The following is a 24,468-nucleotide window of genomic DNA, read 5'->3' as shown; positions in this document are numbered from 1 at the left end:
GGGCGGCACCTATCCCAGCAGGGTGACAGCGTGCCGTCCCGCCGCCGCCGAGGCCAGGAAGTAGGCCAGGTCCTCTTCCAGACCGCGGCCCATCGTCGACAGCCTGACCGGGGAGCCGAGCAGCGCCTCGTACAGCCCGTCGACCGGCACCGAGACCAGCTCGTGCCGTACGGCCAGCAGCTCGGCCTGATCGCGCACCCGCTCGCCGAACTCGCCCGGCAGCTCGGGCACCACCACCTGCGCCGGCGACAGCGCCACCCTGCCGTAGGCGGTCAGCGAGTGATGAGAGACCCCGAGGTGGCGCTCGCGCCGGTCGCTCTCGCTGACGCGCAGCGCGGCCACGGGCCGCCCGCCCAGCACGGCCGCGGCGTTGACCGCCTCGCCGGCCGACACCCCCGAGAACCCCCAGCGGGTGCCGGTGCCGAGGTTGCCCGGCCCCTGGGCGACGATCGCCACGTCGGCGTTCAGCACGTGCCTGGCGGCCAGCAGCCCCGTGTGGGTGGTGACGGCCTCGACGTCGCCGCCGAAGGACTGGCCGACGGTCACCACGCCCGCCAGCCAGCCCGTCTCGCGCAGCGTCGCGCACGCCATCGAGAACCAGGCCGGCAGCGCGCCGCCGTCCAGCATCACGTAGGCCACCCGCGGCCGCGGCGACATCCCGCACAGGATGGGCGGCAGCGCCGAGTGCAGATCGGCCACCACGACCGGCATCCCGTCGAGGGAGTCGGCCTCGCGCAACACCTCGTGGAAGGGGGAGTCCTGCTCGTCGGCGCCCAGGACGGTGGCCTGCAGCGGGGTGTAGCGGGCCTTCACCAGGTGGCCAGGACCTTCAGGATCTTCCGGCAATCTGTTCGGGAGGGCCACCACCATGGCGTAACCTCCCGTACCGAGACCCATCGCGAGTGCGGTCGTGTTGAGCAGCACCTCGTCACCTGGTTCGGGGCGCCCCACCAGCAGGGGGTAGGCCAGCGCCCTGCACGTCCCCTCGGGGACGGTGACCTCGAGCTCCACAGCTCCCGGCCACTCGCGCCGGATCCGGACAACCTCGCCCTTGCGCCATCTGATCACGGAGGCAGGGTAGCGTCGAACGAGTGAGGAGAAGGGCAGATGTCACGCCGTAAGACAGAGCGGTTGCTCAATCTTGTGATCTGCCTGCTCGCGACGCGCCGTCCGCTGTCGGCAGAGCAGATCCGCCACGCCGTGCCCGGCTACGACCGCGACGGCGACGAGGCCTTCCAGCGGATGTTCGAGCGGGACAAGAACGAGCTGCGCGAGATCGGCATCCCCATCGAGGTGCACCGCGACCCGTGGGAGGACGAGCCGGGCTACCGGATCCAGCGCGAGGCCTACGAGCTGCCGGAGATCACGCTGGAGCCCGACGAGGCCGCCGTGCTGGGCCTGGCCGCACAGGTGTGGCAGCGGGCCAGCCTCGCCGAGGCGGCCGGCGGCGCGCTGCTGAAGCTGCGCGCCGCCGGCGTGGCCACCGACGCGGGCCCGGGCGAGGCGCTGGAGCTGCGCGTCGACACCCGCGACCCGTCCTTCCCCTCGCTGTGGGAGGCGGTGCGCGACCGGCGGGTCGTCCGCTTCGACTACCGGCCCGCCGCGGGCGAGTCGGTGCGCACCCGCACCGTCGAGCCGTGGGGCGTCATCAGCAGGCGCGGCAGGTGGTACGTCGCCGGGTTCGACCGTGACCGGCAGGCGCCGCGGGTCTTCAGGCTCAGCCGCATCACCGGCCAGGTGGCCGCGGTGGGCAGGCCGGGCGCGGTCGAGGTGCCCGAGGGGGTCGACCTGCGCTCGATGGTCGGCTTCCCCGAGGAGACGATGGAGGAGCGCACCGCCGTCCTCAAGGTACGGCAGGGCACGTGCGAGGGCCTGCGGCAGGTCGCCCGCTCGGTGCGCGAGGGTCAGGACGGCTGGGACACCGCGGAGCTGGTCTTCGCCGATCCCGAGCGGCTGGCCGGATGGATCGCCAGCCTGGGCGCCGACGTGCTGGTGGTGGGGCCGCCCGACGCCAGGGAGGCCGTGATCACGCGACTGAAGGGGGCGCTGGCATGACCGATCGTGGCTTCGCGCTGCTCGCGCGAGCGGCCGAGGAGGACGCATGAGCTCGACCGCCGACAGGCTGCCCAGGCTGCTGGCGCTGGTGCCGTACCTGATGTCCCATCCGGGGGCGCAGGTGGGCGAGGTGGCGGCGGTCTTCGGGCTGAGCGAGAAGCAGCTCATCGACGACCTGCAGCTGGTGTGGATGTGCGGCCTGCCTGGCCACACCCCCGGTGATCTCATCGACGTCTCGTGGGACGGCGGCGAGATCATCATCGACAACGCCGAGACCATCGCCCGCCCGCTGCGCCTGGGCATCGACGAGGCCAGCGCGCTGCTGGTGGCGTTGCGGATGCTGTCGGCCACCCCCGAGCTGGCCGAGTTCGCCCACGGTGACGCGCTGCCCCGCGTGATGGCCAAGCTGGAGCAGGCGGCGGGCGAGGGCGCGGCGGCCGTCAGCAGCCAGTTCGCGGTCGACGTGGAGTCGGCGCCCGACGCCGCCGCCAGGGTGCGCGAGGCGCTGGTCGGCGGGCGGCGGCTGTCGCTGCGCTACTACGTGCCGGGGCGCGACGAGGTGACGCCGCGCGAGGTCGACCCGACCAGGCTCGTGGTCGCCGACGGCCGTACCTACCTGGAGGGCTGGTGCTACCGGGCCGAGGCGATGCGGCTGTTCAGGCTGGATCGCATGCTGACCGTCGAGGTGCTCGACGTGCCCGCCGACCCGCCCGCCGGCGCCGAGCCGATCGACGTCACCCAGGGGGTGTTCAGGCCGTCGCCCACCGACGAGCTCGTCGTGCTGGAGGTGACGGCCGCGGGCAGGTGGGTGGCCGAGTACTACCCGTACGAGCAGATCGAGGAGCTGGGGGAGGGGCGGCTGCGGGTCACGCTGCGCGCCCGCGACGAGGACTGGACGCTCAAGCTGGCGCTGCGCCTGGGCGACACCGGCAGGATCGTCTCGCCCGAGGCGATGGCCGCCAGGGTGCAGCGGGAGGCCGAGCGGGCGCTGTCGCTGTACGCTCAGGCGTCATGACCTGGATCTACCTGGCGGTCGGGATGGGCGTGGCCGGCCTCGCCGTCCTGGGGCTGGTGGCCGTCCGCGTCCTGGTCGCCGCGAGGGAGCTGAGCGCCGAGGTACGGCGGGCAAGCGCCCAGCTCACGGCCAGCGGGAGAACAATAGGGGCCCGAAATGGGGCGAACGGGAGCTCAGGGGATGAGACTGCGCTTCCGGCAGCGTACGATCGACCGTGAGATTGCACCTCGCTCAATAAGGATGTTTCATGCCGAACCTCGGAGTGCCTGAGCTGCTGATCATCGCTGGCGTGCTGGTCCTGCTGTTCGGGGCCAAGAAGCTGCCGGAGATGGCACGGGGCGTGGGCAAGTCGCTGCGCATCTTCAAGGCCGAGACCACCAAGCTGCGCGAGGACGACGACGACAGCGTCACGCAGGCGACCGTGCAGGCTCAGCCCCAGCCGCAGGCCCAGCCCGTCCAGCCGCTGCCGGCCGCCGCTCCCGCGCTTTCGCCCGAGGAGCAGGCCCGCCAGCTCGAGGAGCAGGCCGCCAGGCTGCGCGCCCAGTCCGCTGACAAGAACGCCTGACTTCGCCCCTCACCTCACCAGGGACCGCTGAATGGTGCTGTTCAAACGGCCGGCCAAGGCAGCCATCGACGATGAGGGGCGCATGCCCCTCATGGAGCACCTGCGCGAACTGCGCAACAGGCTCGTCTTCGCGCTCCTCGCGCTGATCGTCGGCATCGTCGTCGGGTTCTTCGTCTTCGACCCGGTGTGGGCCTTCCTCAAGGAGCCCTTCTGCGACACCGCCGCGGCCCAGCAGCTGCGCCCTGGACACTGCACGCTGACCACCGGCGGCATCTTCCAGTCGTTCTTCACCACGCTGAAGGTCTCGGCGATGGTGGGCATCCTGGTGTCCTCGCCGGTCTGGCTCTACCAGATCTGGGCCTTCGTCACCCCCGCGCTCTACCGCAACGAGAAGCGCTACAGCGTGGCGTTCCTGTCCATCGCGATCCCGCTGTTCCTCGGCGGCGCCGCGCTGGCCTACATCATCATGGACACCAGCCTGGCGATCCTGCTGGGCTTCATGCCGAGCGACACGGTCGCCACCATCCAGATCAACGAGTACCTCGACTACGTGCTGATCATGCTGGTGATCTTCGGGGTGTCGTTCGAGCTGCCGCTGATTCTGGTCTTCCTCAACATCATCGGGGTGCTGTCGCACGCGACGGTCAAGAAGCACCGCCGTACCGTCGTGTTCCTCATGTTCGTCTTCGGCGCCGTCATCACCCCCGGCGGCGACCCGCTGACGATGATGGCGCTGGCCGCGCCGATGGTGGTGCTCTACTTCGTGGCCGAGGGCTTCATCCTGCTGAGAGAGCGGCGCAGGCCGCAGGACCCCGACGCGCTGCTGTCCGACGACGAGGCAGCCCCGCTGAACCTGGACGACTGACGGGTGGACCTGGCCCTCTTAGTCAATCCCGCCGCCCGGGGCGGCAGGACGCTGCGCCTGCTCGAACCGGTCGTGCGCCGGCTGCGCACGGGCGGCGCCGACGTCAGCGTGATCGTCGGCGACGGCCCCGCCGACGCCCTGGAGCGAGCCTGTACGGCGGTCGCCGAACGCCCTGACGCGCTGGTCGCCTTCGGCGGCGACGGCCTGGTCCACCTGGCGGTGCAGGCGGTGGCCGGCAGCGAGGTGCCGCTGGGCATCGTTCCCGCCGGCACCGGCAACGACTTCGCCGCCGCGCTCGGCCTCACCGCCCGTGACCCGGTCAGGGCGATCCTGCGGGGACGCACCAGGACCGTCGACGCCGCCCGCGTCGGCCCCGACGAGTGGTTCGCCAGCGTGGTCTGCTGCGGCTTCGACTCCAGGGTCAACGAGCGCGCCAACGCCCTCACCTGGCCGCCCGGCATGGCGAAATACCTGGTCGCGGCGGTGGGGGAGCTGCGCTCCTTCCGTCCCCTTCCCTTCAGGCTCACCGTCGACGGCCAGGTGATCGAGCAAGAGGCGATGCTGGTGGCCGTCGGCAACACCGCCTCCTACGGCGGGGGCATGCGCATCTGCCCCTCCGCCGAGCCCGATGACGGCCTGCTCGACGTCACGATCCTCGGTGCCGTCGGCAAGGGCGCGTTCGTACGCTCCTTCGCCGGCGTCTACCGCGGCCGCCACGCCGGCCACCCGGCCGTCACCATGCTGAAGGCGCGCAGCGTCACGCTCGAAGCCCCTGACGTGGTCGCCTACGCCGACGGCGAGCGCGTCGGCCCGCTGCCGCTCACCTGCACGGTCTCGCCGGGAGCGCTGCGCGTCCTGGTGTGAGTAGTTCGGCGCTTCGGTCTTTGATCTACAATGTAAAGTCACTCGCCCGGGGTTCGCCACCGCGACGGACCCCGGGCCGCAGCCGCCTGGCCTGACCGGAATGGCGGTTTCGGTAGGCTGGCGGTATGACAACGCCAGCGGAACGCTACGCGGCCTTCCGTGAGAAATACGGGGACGACGGCGCCGCACTCGGGTCGTTTCGGGGGCACTACGACTTCGACCTGGACGACTTCCAGATCGACGCGTGCCGGGCGCTGGAGGCCGGAGACGGCGTCCTGGTGGCGGCCCCCACCGGCTCGGGCAAGACGGTCGTCGGCGAGTTCGCCGTCCATCTGGCCCTGGAGCAGGGCCAGAAGTGCTTCTACACCACCCCCATCAAGGCGCTGTCCAACCAGAAGTACAACGACCTGGTCAAGCGGTACGGCACCGCCAAGGTCGGCCTGCTGACCGGCGACAACAGCGTCAACGGCGAGGCGCCCATCGTGGTCATGACCACCGAGGTGCTGCGCAACATGCTCTACGCCGGCTCGGGCACGCTGGCGGGCCTCGGCTTCGTGGTGATGGACGAGGTCCACTACCTGGCCGACCGCTTCCGCGGCGCGGTCTGGGAAGAGGTCATCATCCACCTGCCCGACTCGGTCAGGCTGGTGGCGCTGTCGGCGACGGTCAGCAACGCCGAGGAGTTCGGCCAGTGGCTGGGCGAGGTGCGCGGCGACACCACGGTCATCGTCGACGAGCACCGGCCCGTGCCGCTGTGGCAGCACATGATGGTGGGCAACAGGATCTACGACCTGTTCTCCTCCGACGACGGCGACAACCTCATGCGGATGAACCCCACGATCATGCGCCTGACCCGCGACGAGGAGCGGCTGGCCGGCGGCAGGGGCCGGCGTGGGTACGGCAGGCCGCAGCGCTTCCGCCCGCCCGACCGCGCCGCGATCATCGAGAAGCTCGACTCAGAGGGCCTGCTGCCGGCGATCACGTTCATCTTCTCCCGCGCGGGCTGCGACGCGGCGGTCATGCAGTGCCTGTATGCGGGCATCAGGCTCACCACCGAACGCGAGAGCCACGAGATCCGCCAGATCGTCGACGAGCGCACCGCCCACCTGCCCGACGAGGACCTGGCGGTGCTCGGTTTCCTGGAGTGGCGCGACTGCCTGGAGCGCGGCCTGGCCGCCCACCACGCGGGCATGCTGCCTGCCTTCAAGGAGGTCGTGGAAGAGTTGTTCACCCGCGGCCTGGTCAAGGCCGTCTTCGCCACCGAGACCCTCGCCCTCGGGATCAACATGCCCGCCCGCAGCGTGGTGATCGAGAAGCTCGACAAGTGGAACGGCGAGACGCACGCCGATCTCACCCCCGGTGAATACACCCAGCTGACCGGGCGCGCCGGGCGGCGCGGCATCGACGTCGAGGGCCACGCGGTCGTGGTCTGGCAGCCCGGCATGGACCCGATCTCGGTCGCGGGCCTGGCCGGCACCCGCACCTACCCGCTGCGCTCCAGCTTCCAGCCCTCCTACAACATGGCCGTCAACCTGGTCGGCCAGTTCGGCCGCGAACGCGCCAAGACCCTGCTGGAGGCGTCGTTCGCGCAGTTCCAGGCCGATCGGGCGGTCGTCGGCATCGCCAAGCAGCTGCGCAAGCACGAGGAGGCGCTGGAGGGCTACGAGGAGGCGATGCACTGCCACCTCGGCGACTTCACCGAGTACGCGGGGCTGCGCCGCCGCCTGACCGACCGCGAGACCGAGCTGTCCAAGCAGCGCGGCGCCGCCCGCAGGGCAGCGGCGGTGCGCTCGCTGGAGGAGCTGAAGCCCGGCGACGTGATCCGCGTCCCCGGCGGCCGGCGCGCGGGGCTGGCCATCGTGCTCGACCCGGGCCTCAACCCGCGCGGACACGGCCCCAACCCGCTCGTGCTGACGATCGGCAAGCAGGTCAAGAAGCTCGACCCGGCCGACTTCCCGGTGCCCGTCGAGCCGCTCGAGAAGATCCGCATCCCGCGCAACTTCAACGCCCGCGCCCCCAAGGAGCGCGCCAACCTCGTCTCCTCGCTGCTGGCCAAGATGGGCGACCGCGACCTCGGCAAGCCGGCGCGCGCCCGCGACCACGCGGTGGAGGACGAAGAGATCACCGAGCTGCGGCGGCTCATCCGCCAGCACCCCTGCCACGGCTGCGCCGACCGGGAGGAGCACGCCCGCTGGGCCGAGCGCTACTACAAGCTGCTGCGCGAGACCGAGGGGCTGCGCCGCCGCGTCGAGGGCCGCTCCCACGTCATCTCGCGCACCTTCGACCGGATCTGCGCGGTGCTGGAGCAGCTCGGGTACCTGGAAGGGGAGACCGTCACCGGCGAGGGCCGCCGCCTGGGCCGCCTCTACACCGAGCTCGACCTGCTGACCGCCGAGTGTCTGAGGGCGGGCCTGTGGGAGGAGCTCGACGCGGCCGAGCTGGCGGCGTGCGTGTCGGCGCTGGTGTTCGAGTCGCGTGCGGCCGACGACGCCAGGCGGCCGAAGATCCCCGCGGGCAAGGCGCAGGACACGCTCACGGCGATGATCAGGTTGTGGGGCGAGCTGGAGGGCATCGAACAGGACAACGGGCTGTCGATCATCCGCGAGCCCGACCTGGGGTTCGCGTGGGCGGCCTACCGCTGGACCAGGGGCCACAGCCTCGACGCGGTGCTGGTGGACGGGATCAACGGCAACGAGCTGGCGGCCGGCGACTTCGTGCGCTGGATCAAGCAGCTCATGGACCTGCTGAGCCAGCTCGGCCACGCCGCCCCTCCCGGCAGCAGGGTCAAGCAGACGGCCACCCAGGCCATGGACGCCATGCGCCGCGGCGTCGTCGCTTACTCCTCCCTGTCCTGACCCCGTCACAGGCGGAAACCGCCCCCGCCCACGAACGAAAGGACCAGGCCCCCGAGGGCGGGGGGAGGGGCAGGGCTCCTGCCTGACGTCAGGCTACGTGGGCAGGGAAGGCCCGCGATGGCTCGTGACCTGCACTCGCGACTCGCGGAAGGGCCGAACTCACGCCTGACGCCAGCCCAGGGGGCCGGGAAGTGCCGTGATCACGCCTGATCCCCGCCCGCGGGGACGGTAATGGGCCGTGATCGTCGACGCTGAGGTGGTGACGGGCGTGTGGAAGCGGCTGGTGTTCGGGCACCCGACCCGCAAGGACGGCCTGGCGCGAGTCGGGTACGCAACAGTCGATGGGTTCGTGAGTCCCCCTATGGTTGTCTGGCTGGTCGGGGTATGCCCTGTACCAGCACCTGCGATGGTGCCTTTGGCATCGAGTGTCGCTTCGCAAGAGCGGTGTCGGGCGACGCGCGCTTGACGCGGGAGAGGCCGTCGTCTCGCCTTCGATGGCCCAGACGTGGATCTCGACGGTCTGGCGGTGGCCCAGTCAAAGCGGCGAAGATGGCAGGCGGCCTCAGAAGCGTGTCGCACGTTCGAGGAGGCTCGCCAGAGCGGCATTTCCTGAACGGCCGAGACTGGAGGGGCTCCATCGATGGCGAGTGCAGGCACGCCCCGGATTCCCCTCTGGGCGGCGCGGCGTTCGTCGGCTCGGACTTCAGCGGTGAACGCACCGCCGGTCAAGAGTTCGCCTACCTGGGCGAGATCGAGTCCGGCCTCGACGCCGAGCGCTTGGAGAACCTCCGGGTCGGCGATGTTGCGTCCTTCGGTGTGGTAGCCGTGCAGGAGCCGTTCCAGAACGGCGTCGGCCAGGCCGCGGGTGGCGGCCAGGTGGATCAGGCGGTGAGCATCCAAGGAGTTGACGGGCCGGGCCTGGTGCAGGTTGAGTTCCAGTCCCTCGGCTGCGCCAAGCGCTTGGATGTGGGCCACCCGGGCGCTCGCTCGGCCTGGATCGTTCTGGTACGTGGCGATCACCTCCGCCGCCGTCAGGCCGGGGACGGGGCTTGCGTCCGGATCGAGTTCGAAACTGCGCCAGACGACGTGCACACCGGTTCGGCCCTTCAGAGCGGTGGTCAGTCGTCTTTTGCCGATGTAGCACCAGGGGCAGAGGATGTCGAAGTAGACCTCGACTCGCATGATCGTTCGGTCCTTTCAGTCGAATCGCCGGCGCGCCGCAGGGTCAGCGTCAGCAGGGCGAGCGCGATGAGCAGGGGGATCGTGATGAGCGCGTGCACGTTGAGGCTGTGGGCGAACGCGTCCCTGGCGGTCTGGGCCAACGGGATGCCGAGGCTGTCGGGGAGTCCGTGAGCGGCCTGGAGTGCGGCGGGCAACGTCTCACGGGCGGCTTCGGCGGCCTCAGCAGGGACGCCGTCGGGTGTATGCCCGACCATGTAGTTGCCGTAGACGCCGGTGGCGATGCTGCCGAGCACGGCGATGCCGAGCGCGCCGCCGAGTTCGGCACCGGTCTCGGAGATCGCTGAGGCGGCCCCGGCGCGTCCGGGAGGTGCCGCGCCGACGACCAAGTTGGTTCCCAGCGCCATGAACGGGGTCAGCCCGGCGAAGAGAAGAACGGAGCCGGCCACCAGGATGACGGGGTTGGTGTCCACCTGGGTGAGCAGGACGGGACCGATGACGGCGAACGCGACTCCGGCACCCATGAGGACGACCGGGTGGATTCGGCCGGCGAGGCTGGAGACCACCAGGGCCGCGAATGTGCCGGTGACCGCAGTGGGCAGCTGCCACAGGCCGGCCTCCAGCGGAGCGAAGCCGAGCACCAGTTGCAGGTATTGCGAGGTGAGCAGGCTGGTCCCGAGCAGGACGATCCCGACCAGCACCATGCCCGTGACGGACACGGTGAAGGCGGGGATGCGGAACAGTCCCAGGTCCAGGAGCGGGTCGGCCAGCCGCCGCTGGCGGCGCACGAAGATCGTGCCGATCGCCAGGCCCGCGACCAGGACGCCGACGGACGGCAGCGCGAAGCCGTGGACGGCGAGATCCTTGATGCCGAACACGATCGTCAGCGGAGTCAGCAGCGACAGGACCACGCTGACCGCATCCAGCCGCCCGGAAGTCGAAGCGCGGGATTCGGGGATCAGGAAAGGGCCGGTGACCAGCTGCAGGGCCATGGTTGGCACGGCGAGCAGGAACACCGCCCCCCACCAGAAGTACTGCAGCAGTACGCCGCCGACCAGCGGGCCGAGTGCACCGCCGCCCATGAAGGCCATCATCCAGATCGTGATGGCCAGGGTGCGCTGCCGGACGTCGGCGAACAGGGCGCGGATCAGCGCCAGCGAGGACGGCGCCAGGGCGGCGGCGGCGACTCCTTGGACCGCCCGTGCCGCGATGAGCAGGCCGGCGTCGGGCGCGTGTGCGGCGACAACGGATGCGCAGGTGAACGCGACGGCGCCGAGCAGCAGGATCCGGCGGTGCCCGAAACGGTCGCCGAGCATGCCCATCGTGACCAGTGACCCGGCGACCATGAAGCCGTAGATGTCGGTGATCCACAGCAGCTGGGAGCCGTCGGGCTGCAGACCGGCGCTCAGGCTCGGCAGCGCCAGATAGAGCACCGACATGTTCATCATGACCAGGACGGCGGGCATGCCCAGGACCGCCAGGGCGGTCCACTCCCGGATTCCGGCTCTGGCGGGGGGTTCGTGGGCCTTGTTGGCTCTGTTCTCAGCCATGGACATGACCGTCGGTGATGAGCAGGGTCTTGCCGGTGGTGGTCCGGGACTCGATCGCCCGGTGCGCGGCGGCTGCCGCCTCCAGCGGGAAGGTCTGGCCGATGATCGGCCGCAGCTTCCCGCCTGCCGCGAGGTTCAGCGCATCGACGATGAGAGCGCGGGTCTGGGCGGGGCTCGGTGCGGCGGTGAGGCCGATGACGCCGATGGAACGCGCCCGGAGTTCGCCTTCGTCGAGGTCGGCGTCGGCGCCGCTGGCCATTCCGTAGATGCTCGCGCGCCCGCCTTCGCGCAGCGCCCCGATCGCCTCGGTGCCGATCCGGCCGCCGACTCCGTCGAAGACGAGATCGATTCCGGCGCCGCCGGTCGCCTCCGCCACCTGATCCAGCCAGTCAGGCCGGGAGTAGTCGACATAGACGGCCGCGCCGAGCGAGGTGACCAGTTCGGCCTTGCCGGCGCCTCGGGCGGCGCCGATCACGTGGGCGCCCGCCGCGGCGGCCAGTTGCACCAGCAGGCTGCCGACACCCCCTCCCGCTGCTTCCACCAGAACATGCTCCGACGGCTTGACCTCCGCCTGCCGGTGCAGCAGCAGCGCCGTACGCCCATCGGCCAGCAGCGCGACCGCGTCCTTGAGCTCCAGACCCGCGGGAACCGGAACCACGTCCTGGGCCCGGGCCAGCGCCAGTTCGGCATAGCCGCCCGCGCCACCGGTGGTGGTGACCACTGTCGTTCCCACCAAGGCCGGGTTCGCATCCGCCCCGACAGCGACGATGCGGCCGCCCACGCCGTTGCCGGGTACGCGGGGTAGCACGGGCCTGCCGAACGGCCCGTCGCCCGAGCGCGCCTGCGTCTCGACGAACGTGATGCTCGCGTACGCCACCGCGACGAGCACCTGGCCCGGCCCTGGCACAGGATCTTCGACCTGCTGTATCCGCAGGACCTCCGGCCCGCCGAACTCTTCCATCACCACGGCCCGCATGACACTCCTCAAACGGATAGGTTCGCTTCGTTTGAGGAATCTATAACGGAGTGAATCGCTTCGCAAAGGGGTTACAGTGAGCCCATGGCCCGCAGAGCTCCCCGGCACGCCGAAGCCGAACGCAACGATCAGGCCCTCCTGGAGGCTGCGAAGAAGGTCCTGGCTGTGGACGGGGCACACGCATCGGTGGCGGTGATCGCCGCACGTGCCGGAGTTGGCATCGCCAGTCTCTACCGCCGCTACCGGTCCAAGGACGAGCTCTTCCAGCGCCTGTGCGCGCTGTCACTCGACCAGTGGATTCAGGCCGCCGAACGCGGTCTGCGGCATGACGACCCGTGGGAAGGCCTCACGCACTACATCAGCGCCTGCGTCGAGTTCAGCGGCGGCTCCCTCGGGCCGCTGGCCGGCACGATCGCTGTCACCGACGAGATGGCGGCCAAGTTCACCAGGTCGGATGAGCTGATGCGAGACCTGGTGGCCCGCGCGCATACCGCCGGAGCACTCAGATCGGACGCCACGGCCACGGACATCTCGCTCCTGATCGAACAACTCGGCAAGTCCCCCTTGATCGAGCAACTCGACCAGCAGGGCCGCACCGATCTGATCGACGCGGCCCGCAACGCCCGGAAGCGTACGATCGCCATCGCTCTCGACGGGCTGCGCTCCGGCCACCCGCGACTGCCCGGGACCGCACCCACTCCCGCCCTCCTGGCCGAACGCTGGGAGCATGCCCCCACGGACTCGACGAGGTCGTCAGGACCGTCGTAGACCAAGGAAGCAAGATCAGAAGCGCGCTAAGCGGACGGTCCAGCGGCAGGTCCTTGCGCGGCCTCCTGCTGCAGATCGAGTTGAGGACCTGGGGGACTTCTGCCGGGGCGGCTGGCCGGGGCAGGGACTTGGGCACCTTGATGGTGTCGATCTTGTCCATCGGGTTGGCGTCCAGGCGGTCCTGCCGGACGGCCCACCGGCAGAAGGAGGCGACCGCGGCGCGCTTGCGTTTGCGGGTCGCGGCAGACAGGCCGCCGATGTCGGCGAGGTCACCGTCGCAGTAGGCGGTGAACTGCAGCAGGTCGCCGCGGTAGGCGCGCAGGCGTTCGCGTTCCTCTGATCGGTGAGGAAGTCGTTCAGATGCGCCGCGATCTTGTTATTGCCAGATAACAAAGGTCATCCCGCAACCCGCGGGATGTCCGATGTCGTGGGAGCGCGGCTCGCCGTCAGGCGCGTCCCCCGCCGTCATGTGGGAAGGAAGTAGATAATCCGGAATGGAACTAGTTGCTAGGCTGTGGGGATGACTGCCATGGCGCCTGCCCGTACCGAACCGGACCTGTCGTACCTCCTGGATCATGCCGGTCACGTGCTGAGAACCCGGATGGCGGCCGCGCTGGCAGAGATCGGGCTGACGGCGCGCATGCACTGCGTGCTCGTTCACGCCCTGGAGGAGGAGCGCACGCAGATCCAGCTCGCCGAGATCGGCGACATGGACAAGACCACCATGGTGGTCACCGTCGATGCCCTGGAGAAGGCGGGTCTGGCCGAGCGTCGCCCGTCCAGCACGGACCGGCGAGCCCGGATCATCGCGGTGACCCCGAAGGGCGCGGAGGTCGCCGCGAGAAGCCAGGAGATTGTCGACGGCGTGCACAGGGCGGCCTTGGGTGCGCTGCCGGAGGATGAGCGTGAGGCGCTCTTGCGGGCGATGAATCGCCTGGTCACGGGGCATCTGGCAGCCCCTGTCGAGGCGCCGCAAGCGGTACGGCGGGCTCGGCAGAGAGCATAAATAGATCCACAGCAGATCGTCTGCAACAAAACTATCTGCTATGGTCTCTCCTGTCCCTCTATGGAGCAGGAGAAAGCCCATGTCACCTACCGCACCTCGATCGCGCTGGCTGGCACTCACCGTGCTGTCGGCCGCGATGCTGATGACGATCCTGGACGGCAGCATCGTGACCGTGGCGATGCCGGCCATCCAGCGGGATCTGGGTTTCTCGCCCGCCGGGCTCAGCTGGACCGTCAACGCGTACCTGATCGCCTTCGGCGGGTTGCTTCTGCTGACCGGCAGGCTGGGCGACCTGATCGGCCGCAAAGTCATGTTCCTTGCCGGGAACACGGTCTTCACCGCAGCGTCATTGCTGGCCGCAGCGGCAACCGGGCCGGGCATGCTGATCACGGCCCGGTTCCTGCAGGGCGTCGGCAGCGCCATGGCCTCCGCCGTCATGCTGGGCATCTTGGTGACGTTGTTCACCGGGGCCAAAGAGCGCGCGAAGGCGATCGGCATCTTCAGCTTCACCGGCGCGGCCGGCGCCTCGATCGGCCAGGTCCTGGGCGGGGTCCTGACCGACCTGCTCAGCTGGCACTGGATCTTCTTCATCAACCTGCCCATCGGGCTGGCCACGATCGCCCTGGCGATCTGGGCACTGCCCGGCGACCGCGGGGCCGGACTCGCGCGCGGCGCCGACGTCATCGGTGCCGTGCTGGTCACCGGCGGGCTGATGCTGGGCATCTACACCGTGGTCAAGGTCGAGCAGTACGGCTGGCTCGCGGCCCACACCCTCGGCCTCGGCGCGGTGTCGCTCGCCCTGCTGGCCGCGTTCGTCCTGCGCCAGGCAACCGCCAAGGTGCCGCTGATGCAGCTGCGGATCTTCCGCTCCCGCAACGTGTCCGGCGCCAACCTGGTGCAGATCCTCACGCTGTCGGCCATGTTCGCCTTCCAGATCCTCGTCGCGCTCTACATGCAGAAGGTTCTCGGCTACGGCGCGCTCGAGACCGGCCTGGCGATGCTGCCCGCGGCGCTGGCCATCGGCGGGGTGTCCCTGTTCGTCTCGGCCCGGCTCAACACCCGCTTCGGGGAGCGCGCCGTCCTGCTGGCAGGCCTGGTGCTGCTGCTCGGGGCGATGGGCTGGCTGGCGCGCATCCCGGTGCAGGCCCACTACGTCACCGATCTGCTCCCGGTGATGCTGCTCATCGCAGGCGGCGGTTTGGTGCTCCCCGCACTGACCGCGCTCGGCATGTCCGGCGCCAAAGCCGACGATGCGGGCCTGGCCTCCGGGCTGTTCAACACCACCCAGCAGATCGGCATGGCCTTCGGCGTCGCCGTCCTGTCCACTCTGGCCGCCACCCGCACCGAGCAGTTGCTGGCCGCAGGCCAGGGTCAGACGACCGCGCTGACCGGCGGCTACCACGTGGCCTTCGCCATCGCCGCAGCCCTGCTCGTGGCCGCCTTCACCGTCGCGCTCCTCATACTGCGCCAGCCCAAGCCGGACGCCGCCGCCCACCCTGCGGCCCAGCTCAGCCCGGCAGCCTGACCACCGTCTCAACCAGCACAGACCACCAGCACAGACAAGGACCGATTCACATGACCGAGAACGAGACGGGCTCCGGCCCCGCGCCGCGGATCCTCACCGATGAGGAACTCACCCGCCTGCTCGGCGACCAGCAGTTCGGCGTGCTGGCCACCGTCAAGCGCAGCGGCCACCCCCATCTGTCCACCGTCCTCTACCACTGGGATCCCGTCGAGCGGATCGTCCGGATCTCCACCACGAACGACCGGCTCAAGGTGCGTCACGTACGCAACAACCCCCACCTGTCCCTGCACGTGAACGGGCCAGACATCTGGTCGTTCGCCGTCGCCGAGGGCGATGCGGAGGTGTCAGAGGTGACCACGGAGTCAGGAGACGCGACCGGCAGGGAACTGCTGGCGCTCACCCCAGGCTTCGAAGACCCGGCGGAGGAGGCCGCCTTCCTCCGGCAATTGGTGAACGAACGTCGCGTAGTGATCAGACTGCGAGTCTCACGCCTGTACGGCACAGCCCTGGACATCCCCACCGAGGGATAGGGCCGGGCGGATGTGGTGCCCCAATCGCAGAGTTCGTGGCCGCGAGTTCATCAGCTTCGGTCGCGGGTACCTGGGCCGCGGTCGGCCTGTTCGTACTGGCCCTCGCCGCCCAGATCATCGCCGCGCTCGGCTTCGGCGCCTGGTTCTCCTACTCGGTACCCGGCCTGTACGCCAGCCTCGACCACGACCCATCAGGACCGATCGGCATCCTGCTCGTACAACGTACGTTTCCGTTCCGCCACACTCTGACCCCCGGAACCGAAGCGACCGTCGAACGACCCTGACGTGACGGCGGCCCGCCGAAGTCCTGCTGGAGCACGCGTGATGGACAGACGGCCACCGGTGACCCCGGTGGCCTCGACCCGGCCTGGCCGTACCAGATCCATATTCAGAGGGCTGACCGGGCGGTCAAGGTGACGGGGTCGTAGGTTCACTTAAGGTAACCTTCGGGCCAGTTTTCCGGGTGATCATAGCGGAAATCCCCATGTCGGAAGGTATCCCCCGCCTGGAGGTTGGGATGTTCGCTCTCATCGCTGCCCTGCTGTTCGTGCTCGCCCTCGTGTTCGAGATCGCCGGTGTGGCGGTCGGCGGCGTGGTCACCGTCGCCACCCTCGGCACCGCCGGCCTGCTCTGCGTCGCCCTTCACCTCATGGGCGTCGGCGCCGGCTGGAGCCCGCTCAAGAAGTGAGTCGCACCCCGAACCGGGCCGCGCGCGGGATCATCCCCCGGCCCCGCGCGCGGCTCTCCCGTCTCCCAAGCTCTCAAAGAGCGGTGAAGCGGACCTCGCGGGTCTGCGGGTCGGCCTTGGTGAGGCGGACCTTCACCGGTTGGCCGAGCGGCAGCGCGGAGCCGTCGCAGCGGGCGATCACGGCGGGGTCGGTCAGCTGGACCAGTCCGCCGGGGCGGCGCTCGTCGATGTCGAGCACGACCGCGTCGAAACTCTGCCCGATCCTGTCGCGCAGCACAAACGCCTCCACCAGGTCGATGGAGGCCCGCTCGACCGCGTTCGCGCGGCGGCCCGTGGTCGACATGATCTCGGGCAGTCCTGCCAGCGCCACCTGGATGTCGTCGGGCACGGGCTTGTCCGCGGCGACCGCCAGGCACACCTCGGTCGCGTAGCGGTCGACCAGGCGCCGCAGCGGCGCGGTGACGTGCGCGTACGGCGCCGCCACCGCCGAATGCTCGGCCGGGCGGGGCACCTCGCCGTCGAAGGCGACGTAGCCGGAACCGCGCAGCAGGATCTTCGACTCGTTGAGGAAGGCGGCGTGTGCGGGCACCGCGGGGTCGAGGTCGTGCACGACGTCGCCGTAGGAGGCGCCCTCCGGCCACGGCACGCCGAGCGCGAGGGCGGCCCTGCGGACCGTGGCCAGATCACGGGGCTGCGGCGGCGGCAGCACGCGCAGCACGCCGATCCGGGCGTCCAGCATCATCGCGGCCGCGCACATGCCGGTCAGCAGGGAGATCTGCGCGTTCCACGCCTCCGACGGCACCGGGGCCCGGTACTCCAGGCGGTAGCCGCCGTCGTCGGCGACGACCTCCTGCTCGGGGGTGGGCAGCGAGACGCCGCCGCGGGCGCGCTCCAGGTCCAGGCGCAGGCGGCCCACCTCGGCCAGCAGCCTCAGCGTGCCGTCGGCGGTGCCGGTGTCGACGGCGGCCTGCACGTAGTCATAGTCGAGCCGTTCGCGGCTGCGCACCAGCGACCGCCGCACGTCCACGCCCACGGCGTTCGCCTCGGCGTCCAGGTCGATCCGCCACACGGCGGCGGGCCTGGTGACGCCGGGAAGCAGGCTGGCGGCGCCCTCCGACAGCACCTGCGGGTGCAGCGGCACCTTGCCGTCGGGCAGGTAGACCGTCTCGCCGCGCAGGCGGGCCTCGGCGTCGAGCGCGCCGCCGGGCCTGACGAACGCGCCGACATCGGCGATGGCGTACCACACGCGATAGCCGGTGCCCACGGCCTCGATGAAGACGGCCTGGTCCAGGTCCATCGAGCCCGGTGGGTCGATGGTCACGAACGGCAGGTCGGTGAGGTCCTGCCTGGCCGCGAGAACCGGGTCGTCGGCCACGCGCGCGGCCTCGGCCAGAGCGGCCTCGGGGAACTCCTTCGGCAGCTTGATCTCGCGCCTGATCCGCTCGAATCCGTCCGCCATGCGCGGGTGGACATCTCCGGACACTCGGATGTTCGTGCTCATCTGATCAACTTATCCCTTGATGTCTTGATCGTCACTCCGGGAGCTCGCTAAACCGTTCCAGGGCCTGCGGGCGCCGGTCTCGCTAGACTCCGGGCGAGAGGAAGGGGAGCCGTGGGGCGACCGACGATTGCCGACATCGCCCGCAGGGTGGGGGTGTCCAAGGGCGCGGTCTCCTTCGCGCTCAACGGCAGGCCAGGCGTCAGCGAGGAGACCAGGGCGCGCATCCTGCGGGTGGCCGAGGAGATGAACTGGCGCCCGCACAGCGCCGCCAGGGCGCTCGGCGGCGCGCGGGCCGAGGCCGCAGGGCTCGTCATCGCCAGGCCGGCCAGGACCATCGGGGTGGAGCCCTTCTTCGCCCACCTGCTCTCCGGCCTGCAGGCGGGGCTGTCGGCGGGCGCGGTGGCGCTGCACCTGCTGGTCGTGGAGGACACCGCGGCCGAGATCGAGATCTACCGGCGCTGGGCCTCCGAGGGGCGCGTCGACGGGTTCATCCTGGTCGACCTGCAGGTGCGCGACCCGCGGATCGAGGTGCTCGGCGAGCTCGGCGTGCCCGCCGTGGTGCTCGGCGGGCCTGGGCCGCACGGGTCGCTGTCGTGCGTGTGGGCCGACGACAGGGAGGCGATGCTGTCGATCGCCGACTACCTGAGCGCGCTCGGCCATACCAGGATCGCGCACGTGGCCGGGCTGCCCGCCTTCCGCCACACCCAGCGCAGGATCAGGGCGCTGCGCGACTCGGCGCGCCGGCTCGGCCTGGAGGAGGTCGTCTCCGTGCCGACCGACTTCAGCGACGCGCAGGGGGCGGCGGCCACCAGGACGCTGCTGTCGCGGCGCGAACGGCCCACGGCGATCATCTACGACAGCGACGTCATGGCGGTGGCGGGGCTCGGCGTCGCGGCCGAGATGCGCGTGCCGGTGCCCGAGGAGGTGTCGATCGTGGCCTTCGACGACTCGGTGCTGGCCAGGATCGTGCATCCCACGCTCACCGCGCTCTCGCGCGACACGTTCGCGCTGGGCAGGCAGGTCGCCGACACGCTGCTGGAGACGATCGCCGACCCCGCCGCCCCGCTGAACGTCAAGACGCCGACACCCAGGCTGGCAGTGCGGGAGAGCACGTCGGCGCGGAGCTGAACCGTTTTAGCATGTCCTCCCGCCGCCCGAGTGGGGTACGGCTGGAGGCGCCGCGTTGGCGATGTTCGCGGCGCGGCTTCGGATCAGCGGGACAGGGCGTCCAGGAGGCGGTTGAGCGGCCCGTCGAGCCCGTAGCGGTCGGCCAGCCGTACCAGCTCCTCGGGGTCGCGCGGCTTGGCGGGCAGCGCGAGGTCGCAGGCCGGCAGCGGCGCGGAGTCGGCGACCTTCACCACCGCGGGGGCGACGGTGAGGTAGTCGCGGGCGGCGGCTAGCTTGGTGCGGCACCCCGCGGGGAACCCGTCGGTCTGGCCGGCGTCGAGCGCGGCCAGGATCGCCTCCAGCGAGCCGAACCTGGTGATCAGCGCCGCCGCCGTCTTCTCGCCGACGCCGGCGACGCCAGGCAGGCCGTCGCTGGGGTCGCCGCGCAGGGTGGCGAAGTCGGCGTAGCCGCGGCCGGGGATGCCGTACTTGGCCGTCACGAACGCCTCGTCGACCACCTGCAGGTTGCGTATCCCCCTGACGGTGTAGAGGACGCGGACCGGACGGGAGTCGTCGACGAGCTGGAACAGGTCCCGGTCGCCGGTCACGATGTCGACGGCGCCGCCCGCCCGGTGGGTGAGGGTGCCGATGACGTCGTCGGCCTCGTAGCCCGCCGCCTCGATCCTGGCGATGCCGACCGCGTCGAGCACCTGCTCGATGACGGGGATCTGCGGCACCAGCGTGTCGGGAACCTCCTCGGTGTCACCGTAGGCGACCCGGTGCGCCTTGTAGGTGGGGATGGCGGCCACCCTGAAGGCGGGCCGCCAGTCGGCGTCCATGGTGGCGACCAGCTCGGCGGGCGAGTGCTTGCGGACCAGCGTGGCGATCATGTCGATGAGGCCGCGCACGGCGTTGACGGGCATGCCGTCGGGCGCCGTCATCGACTCTGGGATGCCGTAGAAGGCCCTGAAGTAGAGCGACGGGGTGTCAAGAAGCATCAGCACGCGTCCTATGGTCGCACTCCCGACGCCCTCTCGCTGGTTACGCGAGCTGCCGCTCTCGAGGGCTGCTCGTTGCTCCGGCCTATGGTCGCACTCCCTCAGCCCCCCGTCCCACGATGCCGACGGCGAGCAGGCAGGCGTCGTCCTCGGGGTTGGAGCCGCCGATGCCGGCCAGCAGCCGGTCGAGACCGGCGTCGAGGTCGTAGGCGGGCAGCTCGCGCGCCGCCGCCACCACGAGGGCCAGCCCCTCGTCCAGATCGCGGGTGCGCCGCTCCACCAGCCCGTCGGTGAACAGCAGCAGCAGATCGTCGGGCCGCAACTCGATGCGGGCCAGCTCGTAGGCCTGCCCGCCCGTCGCCCCCAGCAGCACCCCGCGCGGCGCGTCGAGCTGCTCTGCCGTACCGTCACGCACCAGGATGGGCGCGAAGTGGCCCGCCTGGCCCCAGGTGAACACGTTCGTGGCGGTGTCGAGATGGCCGATCACCGCGGTCGCCGTCGTGTCGGCCAGGCGGTGCAGCACCAGCTCGTTGAGCCAGTGCAGCAGCTGGTCGGCGGGCTGCCCGGTCATGCTGAGCCCGATGAGCGCGTGGCGGAGCTGGGCCATGTGCTCGATGGCGGGCAGGCCGTGTCCCGAGACGTCGCCGATGGCCAGCAGTACCCTGCCGTCGGGCATCCCCGCCGCCTCGAACCAGTCGCCGCCCAGGTTCGCGGAGTTGCCGGCGGGCACGTAGCGGACGGCCACGCGCGCCTGCGGCAGGTCGAGGCAGCCGACGGGCTCGGGCAGGATCGCCTCGCGCAGCGCGATCATCACGTGCCGCTCCTCGGCGGCCCGCTCGCGGGCCTCGAGGAGCTGGCGGCGCGACTCGGTCATGATGCGTTCGGCCCTGCGCCGCCCCGTGATGTCCTGGACGACCCCGTGGACGCCGGTGGGCCCGCCGGGGCCGGTGAGCGGCTCCAGCACCACGCGCAGGTTGCGGAGCTCGGCGCCGCGCCTGATTCTGAACTCCGCCTGGACCGGTTCGATGCCCTGCACGACAGTCCACAGCAGCTGGTCGAGCGCGGCCAGGTCGGCGGGCTCGATGTAGGCGGCCAGGTCGGGCAGGCTGACGGGCCCCTGGGCGGGGTCCCTGCCGAAGATGACGTAGATGTGGTCGGACCAGGTCGCCGCGCCGGTGCGCAGGTCCCACTCGGCCCAGCCCATGTTTCCCAGCCGCTGGGCGTGGGCGAGCCGGACGGCGAGGGCGTCGGCCGACTCGCGCCGCTGGAGCTGGTCGGCGAGCTGCCGCAGGAGCTCACCTGCCGCCATCGGCTCGCCGGGCCGCCGGTCGCCAGGGGAGTGAAGGGGAGGCTGAGGACCGCCCACGACACCGACCATAATCGCCCCACAGTATGTGATCGTCCTTGAACGGAGTGTAGTGATGGCTTGCGAGTTGTGAGAGCTTTTCATGGAATGCGGCGACGGTAGATTGGCCCCGTGACGTCCCAAGACCTTTACCCCGTGTCCCGCCTCGCCGCCGTCCAGGAGGCCACCGCCAAGGCCGGCCTCGACGCGCTGGTGCTCACCCCCGGCCCCGACCTGCGCTACGTGAGCGGCTACGAGGCGCTTCCGCTGGAGCGGCTGACCTGCCTGGTGGTGCCCGCCAACGGCGAGTCGTTCATGATGGTGCCGCGCCTGGAGCTTCCCGCCGCGCAGGCCTCGCCCGCCTCGCGCCTCGGCCTCGACTTCGTGGCATGGGACGAGACCGACGACCCCTACGCCGTCGTCGCCTCGCGCCTCGGCCGGGTCGCCAAGGTCGGGCTCGCCGACCGGATGTGGGCGATGGCCTCGCTGCGTTTCCGCGCCGCCATGCCCTCCACCGAGCAGGTGCTGGCCGGCACGGTGCTGCGCGAGCTGCGCATGCGCAAGTCGGCCGTCGAGGTGGCCGCGCTGCGTGAGGCGGGGGAGGCGATCGACGCCGTGCACCGGCAGGTGCCGGGCTTGCTCAAGGCGGGCCGCACGGAGCGGGAGGTCGGCAAGGACATCCACGACGCGATCCTGGCCGCCGGCCACTCCACCGTCGACTTCGTCATCGTCGCCTCGGGGCCCAACGGGGCCAGCCCGCACCATGAGGTCTCCGACCGGGTCATCCAGGCGGGCGAGCCGGTGGTCGTCGACATCGGCGGCCAGCTGCACAACGGCTACTGCTCCGACTCCACCCGCACCTACTGCGTCGGCGAGCCGCCCGCCGACTTCTCCGCCTACTACGAGGTGCTGCGGCGGGCGCAGGACGCGGCGTGCGCCGCCGTACGGCCCGGCGTGACCTGCGAGTCGATCGACGCCGCCGCCAGGTCGGTGATCGAGGAGGCCGGGTACGGCGAGCACTTCATCCACCGGACCGGCCACGGGATCGGCATCGAGACGCACGAGGAGCCGTACATCGTCTCCGGCAACACCGAGCCGATGGAGGCGGGCTTCGCCTTCTCCGTCGAGCCCGGCATCTACCTGCAGGGGCGGCACGGGGCGCGCATCGAGGACATCGTCGTGTGCACCGAGGACGGCGGGGCGCGGCTCAACAACACCACGCGAGAGCTCGTGATCGTCTGACGGGCCCGCCGGGCGGGCCCCGCCCGCCCGGCCGGTCGACGCCGCCGCCCGCGATGACAGAATCGGGACATCGGAGACCCCGAGCCCATCACTGGAGCGTGTCGCGATGACCGTTGAGCGTGCCCTGCCCACCCCCGAGGCGCACGACCTGATCGACCTGACCCGAGACCTGATCGCCAAGGAGATCGCGCCCCGCGCGGCGGCCGACGAGTCGGCAGGGCGTTTTCCCCGCGAGGTGTTCACCACCCTCGGCGCGACCGGCCTGCTCGGCCTGCCCTACCCCTCGGACTACGGCGGGGGCGACCAGCCGTACGAGGTCTATCTGCAGGTGGTCGAGGAGCTGGCGGCCGGATGGCTGGCCGTCGGCCTCGGTGTGTCGGTGCACACGCTGTCGTGCTTTCCCGTGGCCTCCTTCGGCTCGCCGCAGCAGCGGGAGGAGCTGCTGCCCGACATGGTCGGCGGCGAGCTGCTCGGCGCCTACTGCCTGTCCGAGCCCTCCTCGGGCTCCGACGCGGCCGCGCTGACCACCCGCGCGGTGCCGGGCCCCGACGGCTACACCGTCGACGGCGTCAAGGCGTGGATCACCCACGGCGGCGTCGCCGACTTCTACATGCTCATGGCCCGCACCGGCGACAAGGGCGCCCGCGGCATCTCCTGCCTGCGCGTGCCGTCCGGGCTCGACGGGCTCTCCTACGGCCCGCCCGAGCACAAGATGGGCATGCGTTCGTCTCCGACGGCGCAGGTCCGCTTCGATTCGGTACGGCTGCCGCACTCCGCGCTCGTCGGCGCCGACGGTGAGGGCTTCCGCATCGCCATGGCCGCGCTCGACGGCGGACGGCTCGGCATCGCGGCGTGCGCGGTCGGCGTGGCCCAGGCCGCCTTCGACGCAGCCATCGCCTACGCGGGCGACCGGCGCCAGTTCGGCTCGCGCATCATCGACTTCCAGGGCATCGGCTTCATGCTGGCCGACATGGCCACCCAGATCGCCGCCGCCCGGGCGCTCTACCTGGAGGCCGCCCGGCTGCGCGACGCGGGCAGACCGTACGGGACGAAGGCGGCCATGGCCAAGCTGTTCGCCACCGACATGTGCATGAAAGTGACCACCGACGCGGTGCAGGTGCTCGGCGGCTACGGCTACGTCGAGGACTTCCCCGTCGAGCGCTACATGCGCGAGGCCAAGGTCCTGCAGATCGTGGAGGGCACCAACCAGATCCAGCGCCTGGTCATCAGCCGCGCCCTCACTCCTGAGTCGCGCCGATGACCTGCGCCAGCTCCTTCGGCACCGGGTAGGGCCGTTCGGCCGGCAGCAGAGGGGGCAGGTCGCGGCCCGCGCGCAGCGCCGCGTGCAGGCCGCGGACCCGCTCGGTCACATCGGTGATCGACATCGTCCACTCGCCGACGTAGCGGGTGACGGCCTCACCCGACAGGCCGATCTGGATCGACCGGTACGGCAGCGCGTTGTGGTGCGGGTCGCGCTCGGGATCCCACTGGACACGCACCGGCATGTCCCGCCGGTCCGACAGGCAGGAGTGCGCCAGCGCCCACTCGAACCCCTCGCGGGTCAGCTCGATCGCCAGCACGCGGCCCTGCCCCTGCTTGGTGGCGTAGCCGCAGCGGTACATCATCCACAGGAACGATGGCTTGATCCAGGTCATCCGCTCGCGCTTGAACGGAGGGACGAACCGCTGCGCCGCCACCGCGGGAGCGGCGATGGCCGGGTCGTAGGCCTGGTAGACGGTGATGGACTCCTCGGTGTAAACGGCTCGGATCTGCCGATAGGGGACGTTCATGGCGATCAGCGTGCCGAACCCCGCACAGTCCCGGCAACGGGATT

At 70.8% G+C, this 24,468-nt stretch carries 23 protein-coding genes; 15 read left to right on the top strand and 8 right to left on the bottom strand.

Features of this window, described 5'->3' with window-relative positions; translation table 11 throughout:
* Nucleotides 1-9 precede the first annotated feature (9 nt).
* Nucleotides 10-1,068, bottom strand: a complete 1,059-nt coding sequence (locus tag ACFXJ8_RS14810; protein WP_379644411.1) for a DUF3866 family protein — start codon at nt 1,066-1,068, stop codon at nt 10-12.
* A 39-nt stretch (nt 1,069-1,107) separates the two neighbouring features.
* Here ACFXJ8_RS14810 and ACFXJ8_RS14805 point away from each other — a divergent pair, with 39 nt between their 5' ends.
* The 6 genes from ACFXJ8_RS14805 to ACFXJ8_RS14780 all read left to right on the top strand — a co-directional run bounded on the left by ACFXJ8_RS14805 (nt 1,108) and on the right by ACFXJ8_RS14780 (nt 8,219).
* The gene (locus tag ACFXJ8_RS14805) at nt 1,108-2,055 is read left to right on the top strand and encodes a helix-turn-helix transcriptional regulator (protein ID WP_379644410.1); all 948 of its coding nucleotides are present in this window, start codon (nt 1,108-1,110) and stop codon (nt 2,053-2,055) included.
* Between the two features lie 46 nt (nt 2,056-2,101).
* Nucleotides 2,102-3,070, top strand: coding sequence for a helix-turn-helix transcriptional regulator (locus ACFXJ8_RS14800; RefSeq protein WP_379644409.1), 969 nt, complete (start codon nt 2,102-2,104; stop codon nt 3,068-3,070).
* Nucleotides 3,071-3,317: 247 nt separating this feature from the next.
* Nucleotides 3,318-3,635 (top strand): Sec-independent protein translocase subunit TatA, encoded by a 318-nt coding sequence (tatA, locus tag ACFXJ8_RS14795; RefSeq protein WP_379644408.1) that lies wholly within the window; start codon nt 3,318-3,320, stop codon nt 3,633-3,635.
* A gap of 31 nt (nt 3,636-3,666) precedes the next feature.
* Nucleotides 3,667-4,500: a twin-arginine translocase subunit TatC gene (gene tatC / locus ACFXJ8_RS14790; RefSeq protein ID WP_379644407.1), complete on the top strand. Its 834-nt coding sequence runs from the start codon at nt 3,667-3,669 to the stop codon at nt 4,498-4,500.
* 3 nt (nt 4,501-4,503) lie between these two features.
* Complete coding sequence (locus ACFXJ8_RS14785) at nt 4,504-5,364, top strand: diacylglycerol/lipid kinase family protein (RefSeq protein ID WP_379644406.1); 861 nt, start codon at nt 4,504-4,506, stop codon at nt 5,362-5,364.
* Nucleotides 5,365-5,489: 125 nt separating this feature from the next.
* Nucleotides 5,490-8,219, top strand: coding sequence for a DEAD/DEAH box helicase (locus tag ACFXJ8_RS14780; RefSeq protein WP_379644405.1), 2,730 nt, complete (start codon nt 5,490-5,492; stop codon nt 8,217-8,219).
* A 159-nt stretch (nt 8,220-8,378) separates the two neighbouring features.
* Here ACFXJ8_RS14780 and ACFXJ8_RS14775 read toward each other — a convergent pair whose 3' ends face one another.
* From ACFXJ8_RS14775 to ACFXJ8_RS14765, 3 genes are read right to left on the bottom strand one after another with little or no spacing between them, the layout of a single operon-like run.
* Entirely contained in the window at nt 8,379-9,401 is a 1,023-nt protein-coding gene (locus ACFXJ8_RS14775; protein ID WP_379644404.1) for a DsbA family oxidoreductase, read from the bottom strand.
* A complete protein-coding gene (locus ACFXJ8_RS14770; protein WP_379644403.1) occupies nt 9,338-10,948 on the bottom strand; it encodes an MFS transporter in 1,611 nt (536 codons plus the stop codon). Before ACFXJ8_RS14770 ends, ACFXJ8_RS14775 begins: the two co-directional genes overlap by 64 nt.
* Complete coding sequence (locus tag ACFXJ8_RS14765) at nt 10,941-11,924, bottom strand: zinc-binding dehydrogenase (RefSeq protein WP_379644402.1); 984 nt, start codon at nt 11,922-11,924, stop codon at nt 10,941-10,943. The genes ACFXJ8_RS14770 and ACFXJ8_RS14765 overlap by 8 nt, the downstream gene beginning before the upstream one ends.
* Nucleotides 11,925-12,008: 84 nt before the next feature.
* On the opposite strand from ACFXJ8_RS14765, the gene ACFXJ8_RS14760 reads away from it, so the two are divergent.
* The 6 genes from ACFXJ8_RS14760 (at nt 12,009) to ACFXJ8_RS14735 (ending at nt 16,441) form a co-directional block, all read left to right on the top strand.
* A complete protein-coding gene (locus ACFXJ8_RS14760; RefSeq protein ID WP_379644401.1) occupies nt 12,009-12,692 on the top strand; it encodes a TetR/AcrR family transcriptional regulator in 684 nt (227 codons plus the stop codon).
* Between the two features lie 520 nt (nt 12,693-13,212).
* Nucleotides 13,213-13,698 (top strand): MarR family winged helix-turn-helix transcriptional regulator, encoded by a 486-nt coding sequence (locus ACFXJ8_RS14755; protein ID WP_379644400.1) that lies wholly within the window; start codon nt 13,213-13,215, stop codon nt 13,696-13,698.
* A 79-nt stretch (nt 13,699-13,777) separates the two neighbouring features.
* Entirely contained in the window at nt 13,778-15,223 is a 1,446-nt protein-coding gene (locus ACFXJ8_RS14750; protein WP_379644399.1) for a DHA2 family efflux MFS transporter permease subunit, read from the top strand.
* 50 nt (nt 15,224-15,273) lie between these two features.
* On the top strand, nt 15,274-15,753 hold the full coding sequence (locus ACFXJ8_RS14745) for a TIGR03618 family F420-dependent PPOX class oxidoreductase (protein ID WP_379644398.1): 480 nt from the start codon (nt 15,274-15,276) through the stop codon (nt 15,751-15,753).
* Nucleotides 15,754-15,788: 35 nt separating this feature from the next.
* On the top strand, nt 15,789-16,037 hold the full coding sequence (locus ACFXJ8_RS14740; RefSeq protein WP_379644397.1) for a hypothetical protein: 249 nt from the start codon (nt 15,789-15,791) through the stop codon (nt 16,035-16,037).
* A gap of 233 nt (nt 16,038-16,270) precedes the next feature.
* Nucleotides 16,271-16,441 carry a hypothetical protein gene (locus tag ACFXJ8_RS14735; protein ID WP_379644396.1) on the top strand — a complete coding sequence of 57 codons (171 nt, stop codon included), beginning with the start codon at nt 16,271-16,273 and terminating at the stop codon, nt 16,439-16,441.
* Nucleotides 16,442-16,514: 73 nt separating this feature from the next.
* Here ACFXJ8_RS14735 and ACFXJ8_RS14730 read toward each other — a convergent pair whose 3' ends face one another.
* Nucleotides 16,515-17,942 (bottom strand): RNB domain-containing ribonuclease, encoded by a 1,428-nt coding sequence (locus ACFXJ8_RS14730; RefSeq protein ID WP_379644395.1) that lies wholly within the window; start codon nt 17,940-17,942, stop codon nt 16,515-16,517.
* 111 nt (nt 17,943-18,053) lie between these two features.
* Between ACFXJ8_RS14730 and ACFXJ8_RS14725 the strand changes: the two genes are divergently transcribed.
* On the top strand, nt 18,054-19,070 hold the full coding sequence (locus tag ACFXJ8_RS14725; protein WP_379644394.1) for a LacI family DNA-binding transcriptional regulator: 1,017 nt from the start codon (nt 18,054-18,056) through the stop codon (nt 19,068-19,070).
* 83 nt (nt 19,071-19,153) lie between these two features.
* On the opposite strand, the gene ACFXJ8_RS14720 is transcribed toward ACFXJ8_RS14725, so the two are convergent.
* Nucleotides 19,154-20,047 (bottom strand): 5'-3' exonuclease H3TH domain-containing protein, encoded by an 894-nt coding sequence (locus tag ACFXJ8_RS14720; protein WP_379644470.1) that lies wholly within the window; start codon nt 20,045-20,047, stop codon nt 19,154-19,156.
* An 85-nt stretch (nt 20,048-20,132) separates the two neighbouring features.
* Complete coding sequence (locus tag ACFXJ8_RS14715; protein ID WP_379644393.1) at nt 20,133-21,413, bottom strand: PP2C family protein-serine/threonine phosphatase; 1,281 nt, start codon at nt 21,411-21,413, stop codon at nt 20,133-20,135.
* A gap of 111 nt (nt 21,414-21,524) precedes the next feature.
* On the opposite strand from ACFXJ8_RS14715, the gene ACFXJ8_RS14710 reads away from it, so the two are divergent.
* Both ACFXJ8_RS14710 and ACFXJ8_RS14705 read left to right on the top strand, forming a co-directional pair.
* Complete coding sequence (locus ACFXJ8_RS14710; protein ID WP_379644392.1) at nt 21,525-22,634, top strand: M24 family metallopeptidase; 1,110 nt, start codon at nt 21,525-21,527, stop codon at nt 22,632-22,634.
* 106 nt (nt 22,635-22,740) lie between these two features.
* The gene (locus ACFXJ8_RS14705) at nt 22,741-23,895 is read left to right on the top strand and encodes an acyl-CoA dehydrogenase family protein (protein WP_379644391.1); all 1,155 of its coding nucleotides are present in this window, start codon (nt 22,741-22,743) and stop codon (nt 23,893-23,895) included.
* Here ACFXJ8_RS14705 and ACFXJ8_RS14700 read toward each other — a convergent pair.
* Complete coding sequence (locus ACFXJ8_RS14700; protein WP_379644390.1) at nt 23,873-24,424, bottom strand: DUF4291 domain-containing protein; 552 nt, start codon at nt 24,422-24,424, stop codon at nt 23,873-23,875. The genes ACFXJ8_RS14705 and ACFXJ8_RS14700 overlap by 23 nt on opposite strands.
* Between the last annotated feature and the right edge of the window lie 44 nt (nt 24,425-24,468).

Origin of the sequence: Nonomuraea sp. NPDC059194 (assembly GCF_042754765.1) — a bacterium.
Taxonomy (GTDB): domain Bacteria; phylum Actinomycetota; class Actinomycetes; order Streptosporangiales; family Streptosporangiaceae; genus Nonomuraea.
The sequence above is the reverse complement of the archived record's forward strand: the minus strand, read 5'-3'. Positions and strand labels throughout refer to the sequence as shown.

Excerpts from the sequence above, each read along its gene's own strand:
- ACFXJ8_RS14805 (WP_379644410.1), top strand. The coding sequence starts at position 1,108 with ATGTCACGCCGTAAGACAGAGCGGTTGCTCAATCTTGTGATCTGCCTG.
- ACFXJ8_RS14800 (WP_379644409.1), top strand. The coding sequence starts at position 2,102 with ATGAGCTCGACCGCCGACAGGCTGCCCAGGCTGCTGGCGCTGGTGCCG.
- tatA (WP_379644408.1), top strand. The coding sequence starts at position 3,318 with ATGCCGAACCTCGGAGTGCCTGAGCTGCTGATCATCGCTGGCGTGCTG.
- tatC (WP_379644407.1), top strand. The coding sequence starts at position 3,667 with ATGGTGCTGTTCAAACGGCCGGCCAAGGCAGCCATCGACGATGAGGGG.
- ACFXJ8_RS14780 (WP_379644405.1), top strand. The coding sequence starts at position 5,490 with ATGACAACGCCAGCGGAACGCTACGCGGCCTTCCGTGAGAAATACGGG.
- ACFXJ8_RS14775 (WP_379644404.1), bottom strand. The coding sequence starts at position 9,401 with ATGCGAGTCGAGGTCTACTTCGACATCCTCTGCCCCTGGTGCTACATC.
- ACFXJ8_RS14770 (WP_379644403.1), bottom strand. The coding sequence starts at position 10,948 with ATGGCTGAGAACAGAGCCAACAAGGCCCACGAACCCCCCGCCAGAGCC.
- ACFXJ8_RS14765 (WP_379644402.1), bottom strand. The coding sequence starts at position 11,924 with ATGCGGGCCGTGGTGATGGAAGAGTTCGGCGGGCCGGAGGTCCTGCGG.
- ACFXJ8_RS14760 (WP_379644401.1), top strand. The coding sequence starts at position 12,009 with ATGGCCCGCAGAGCTCCCCGGCACGCCGAAGCCGAACGCAACGATCAG.
- ACFXJ8_RS14755 (WP_379644400.1), top strand. The coding sequence starts at position 13,213 with ATGACTGCCATGGCGCCTGCCCGTACCGAACCGGACCTGTCGTACCTC.
- ACFXJ8_RS14750 (WP_379644399.1), top strand. The coding sequence starts at position 13,778 with ATGTCACCTACCGCACCTCGATCGCGCTGGCTGGCACTCACCGTGCTG.
- ACFXJ8_RS14745 (WP_379644398.1), top strand. The coding sequence starts at position 15,274 with ATGACCGAGAACGAGACGGGCTCCGGCCCCGCGCCGCGGATCCTCACC.
- ACFXJ8_RS14735 (WP_379644396.1), top strand. The coding sequence starts at position 16,271 with ATGTTCGCTCTCATCGCTGCCCTGCTGTTCGTGCTCGCCCTCGTGTTC.
- ACFXJ8_RS14730 (WP_379644395.1), bottom strand. The coding sequence starts at position 17,942 with ATGAGCACGAACATCCGAGTGTCCGGAGATGTCCACCCGCGCATGGCG.
- ACFXJ8_RS14720 (WP_379644470.1), bottom strand. The coding sequence starts at position 20,047 with ATGCTTCTTGACACCCCGTCGCTCTACTTCAGGGCCTTCTACGGCATC.
- ACFXJ8_RS14705 (WP_379644391.1), top strand. The coding sequence starts at position 22,741 with ATGACCGTTGAGCGTGCCCTGCCCACCCCCGAGGCGCACGACCTGATC.
- ACFXJ8_RS14700 (WP_379644390.1), bottom strand. The coding sequence starts at position 24,424 with ATGAACGTCCCCTATCGGCAGATCCGAGCCGTTTACACCGAGGAGTCC.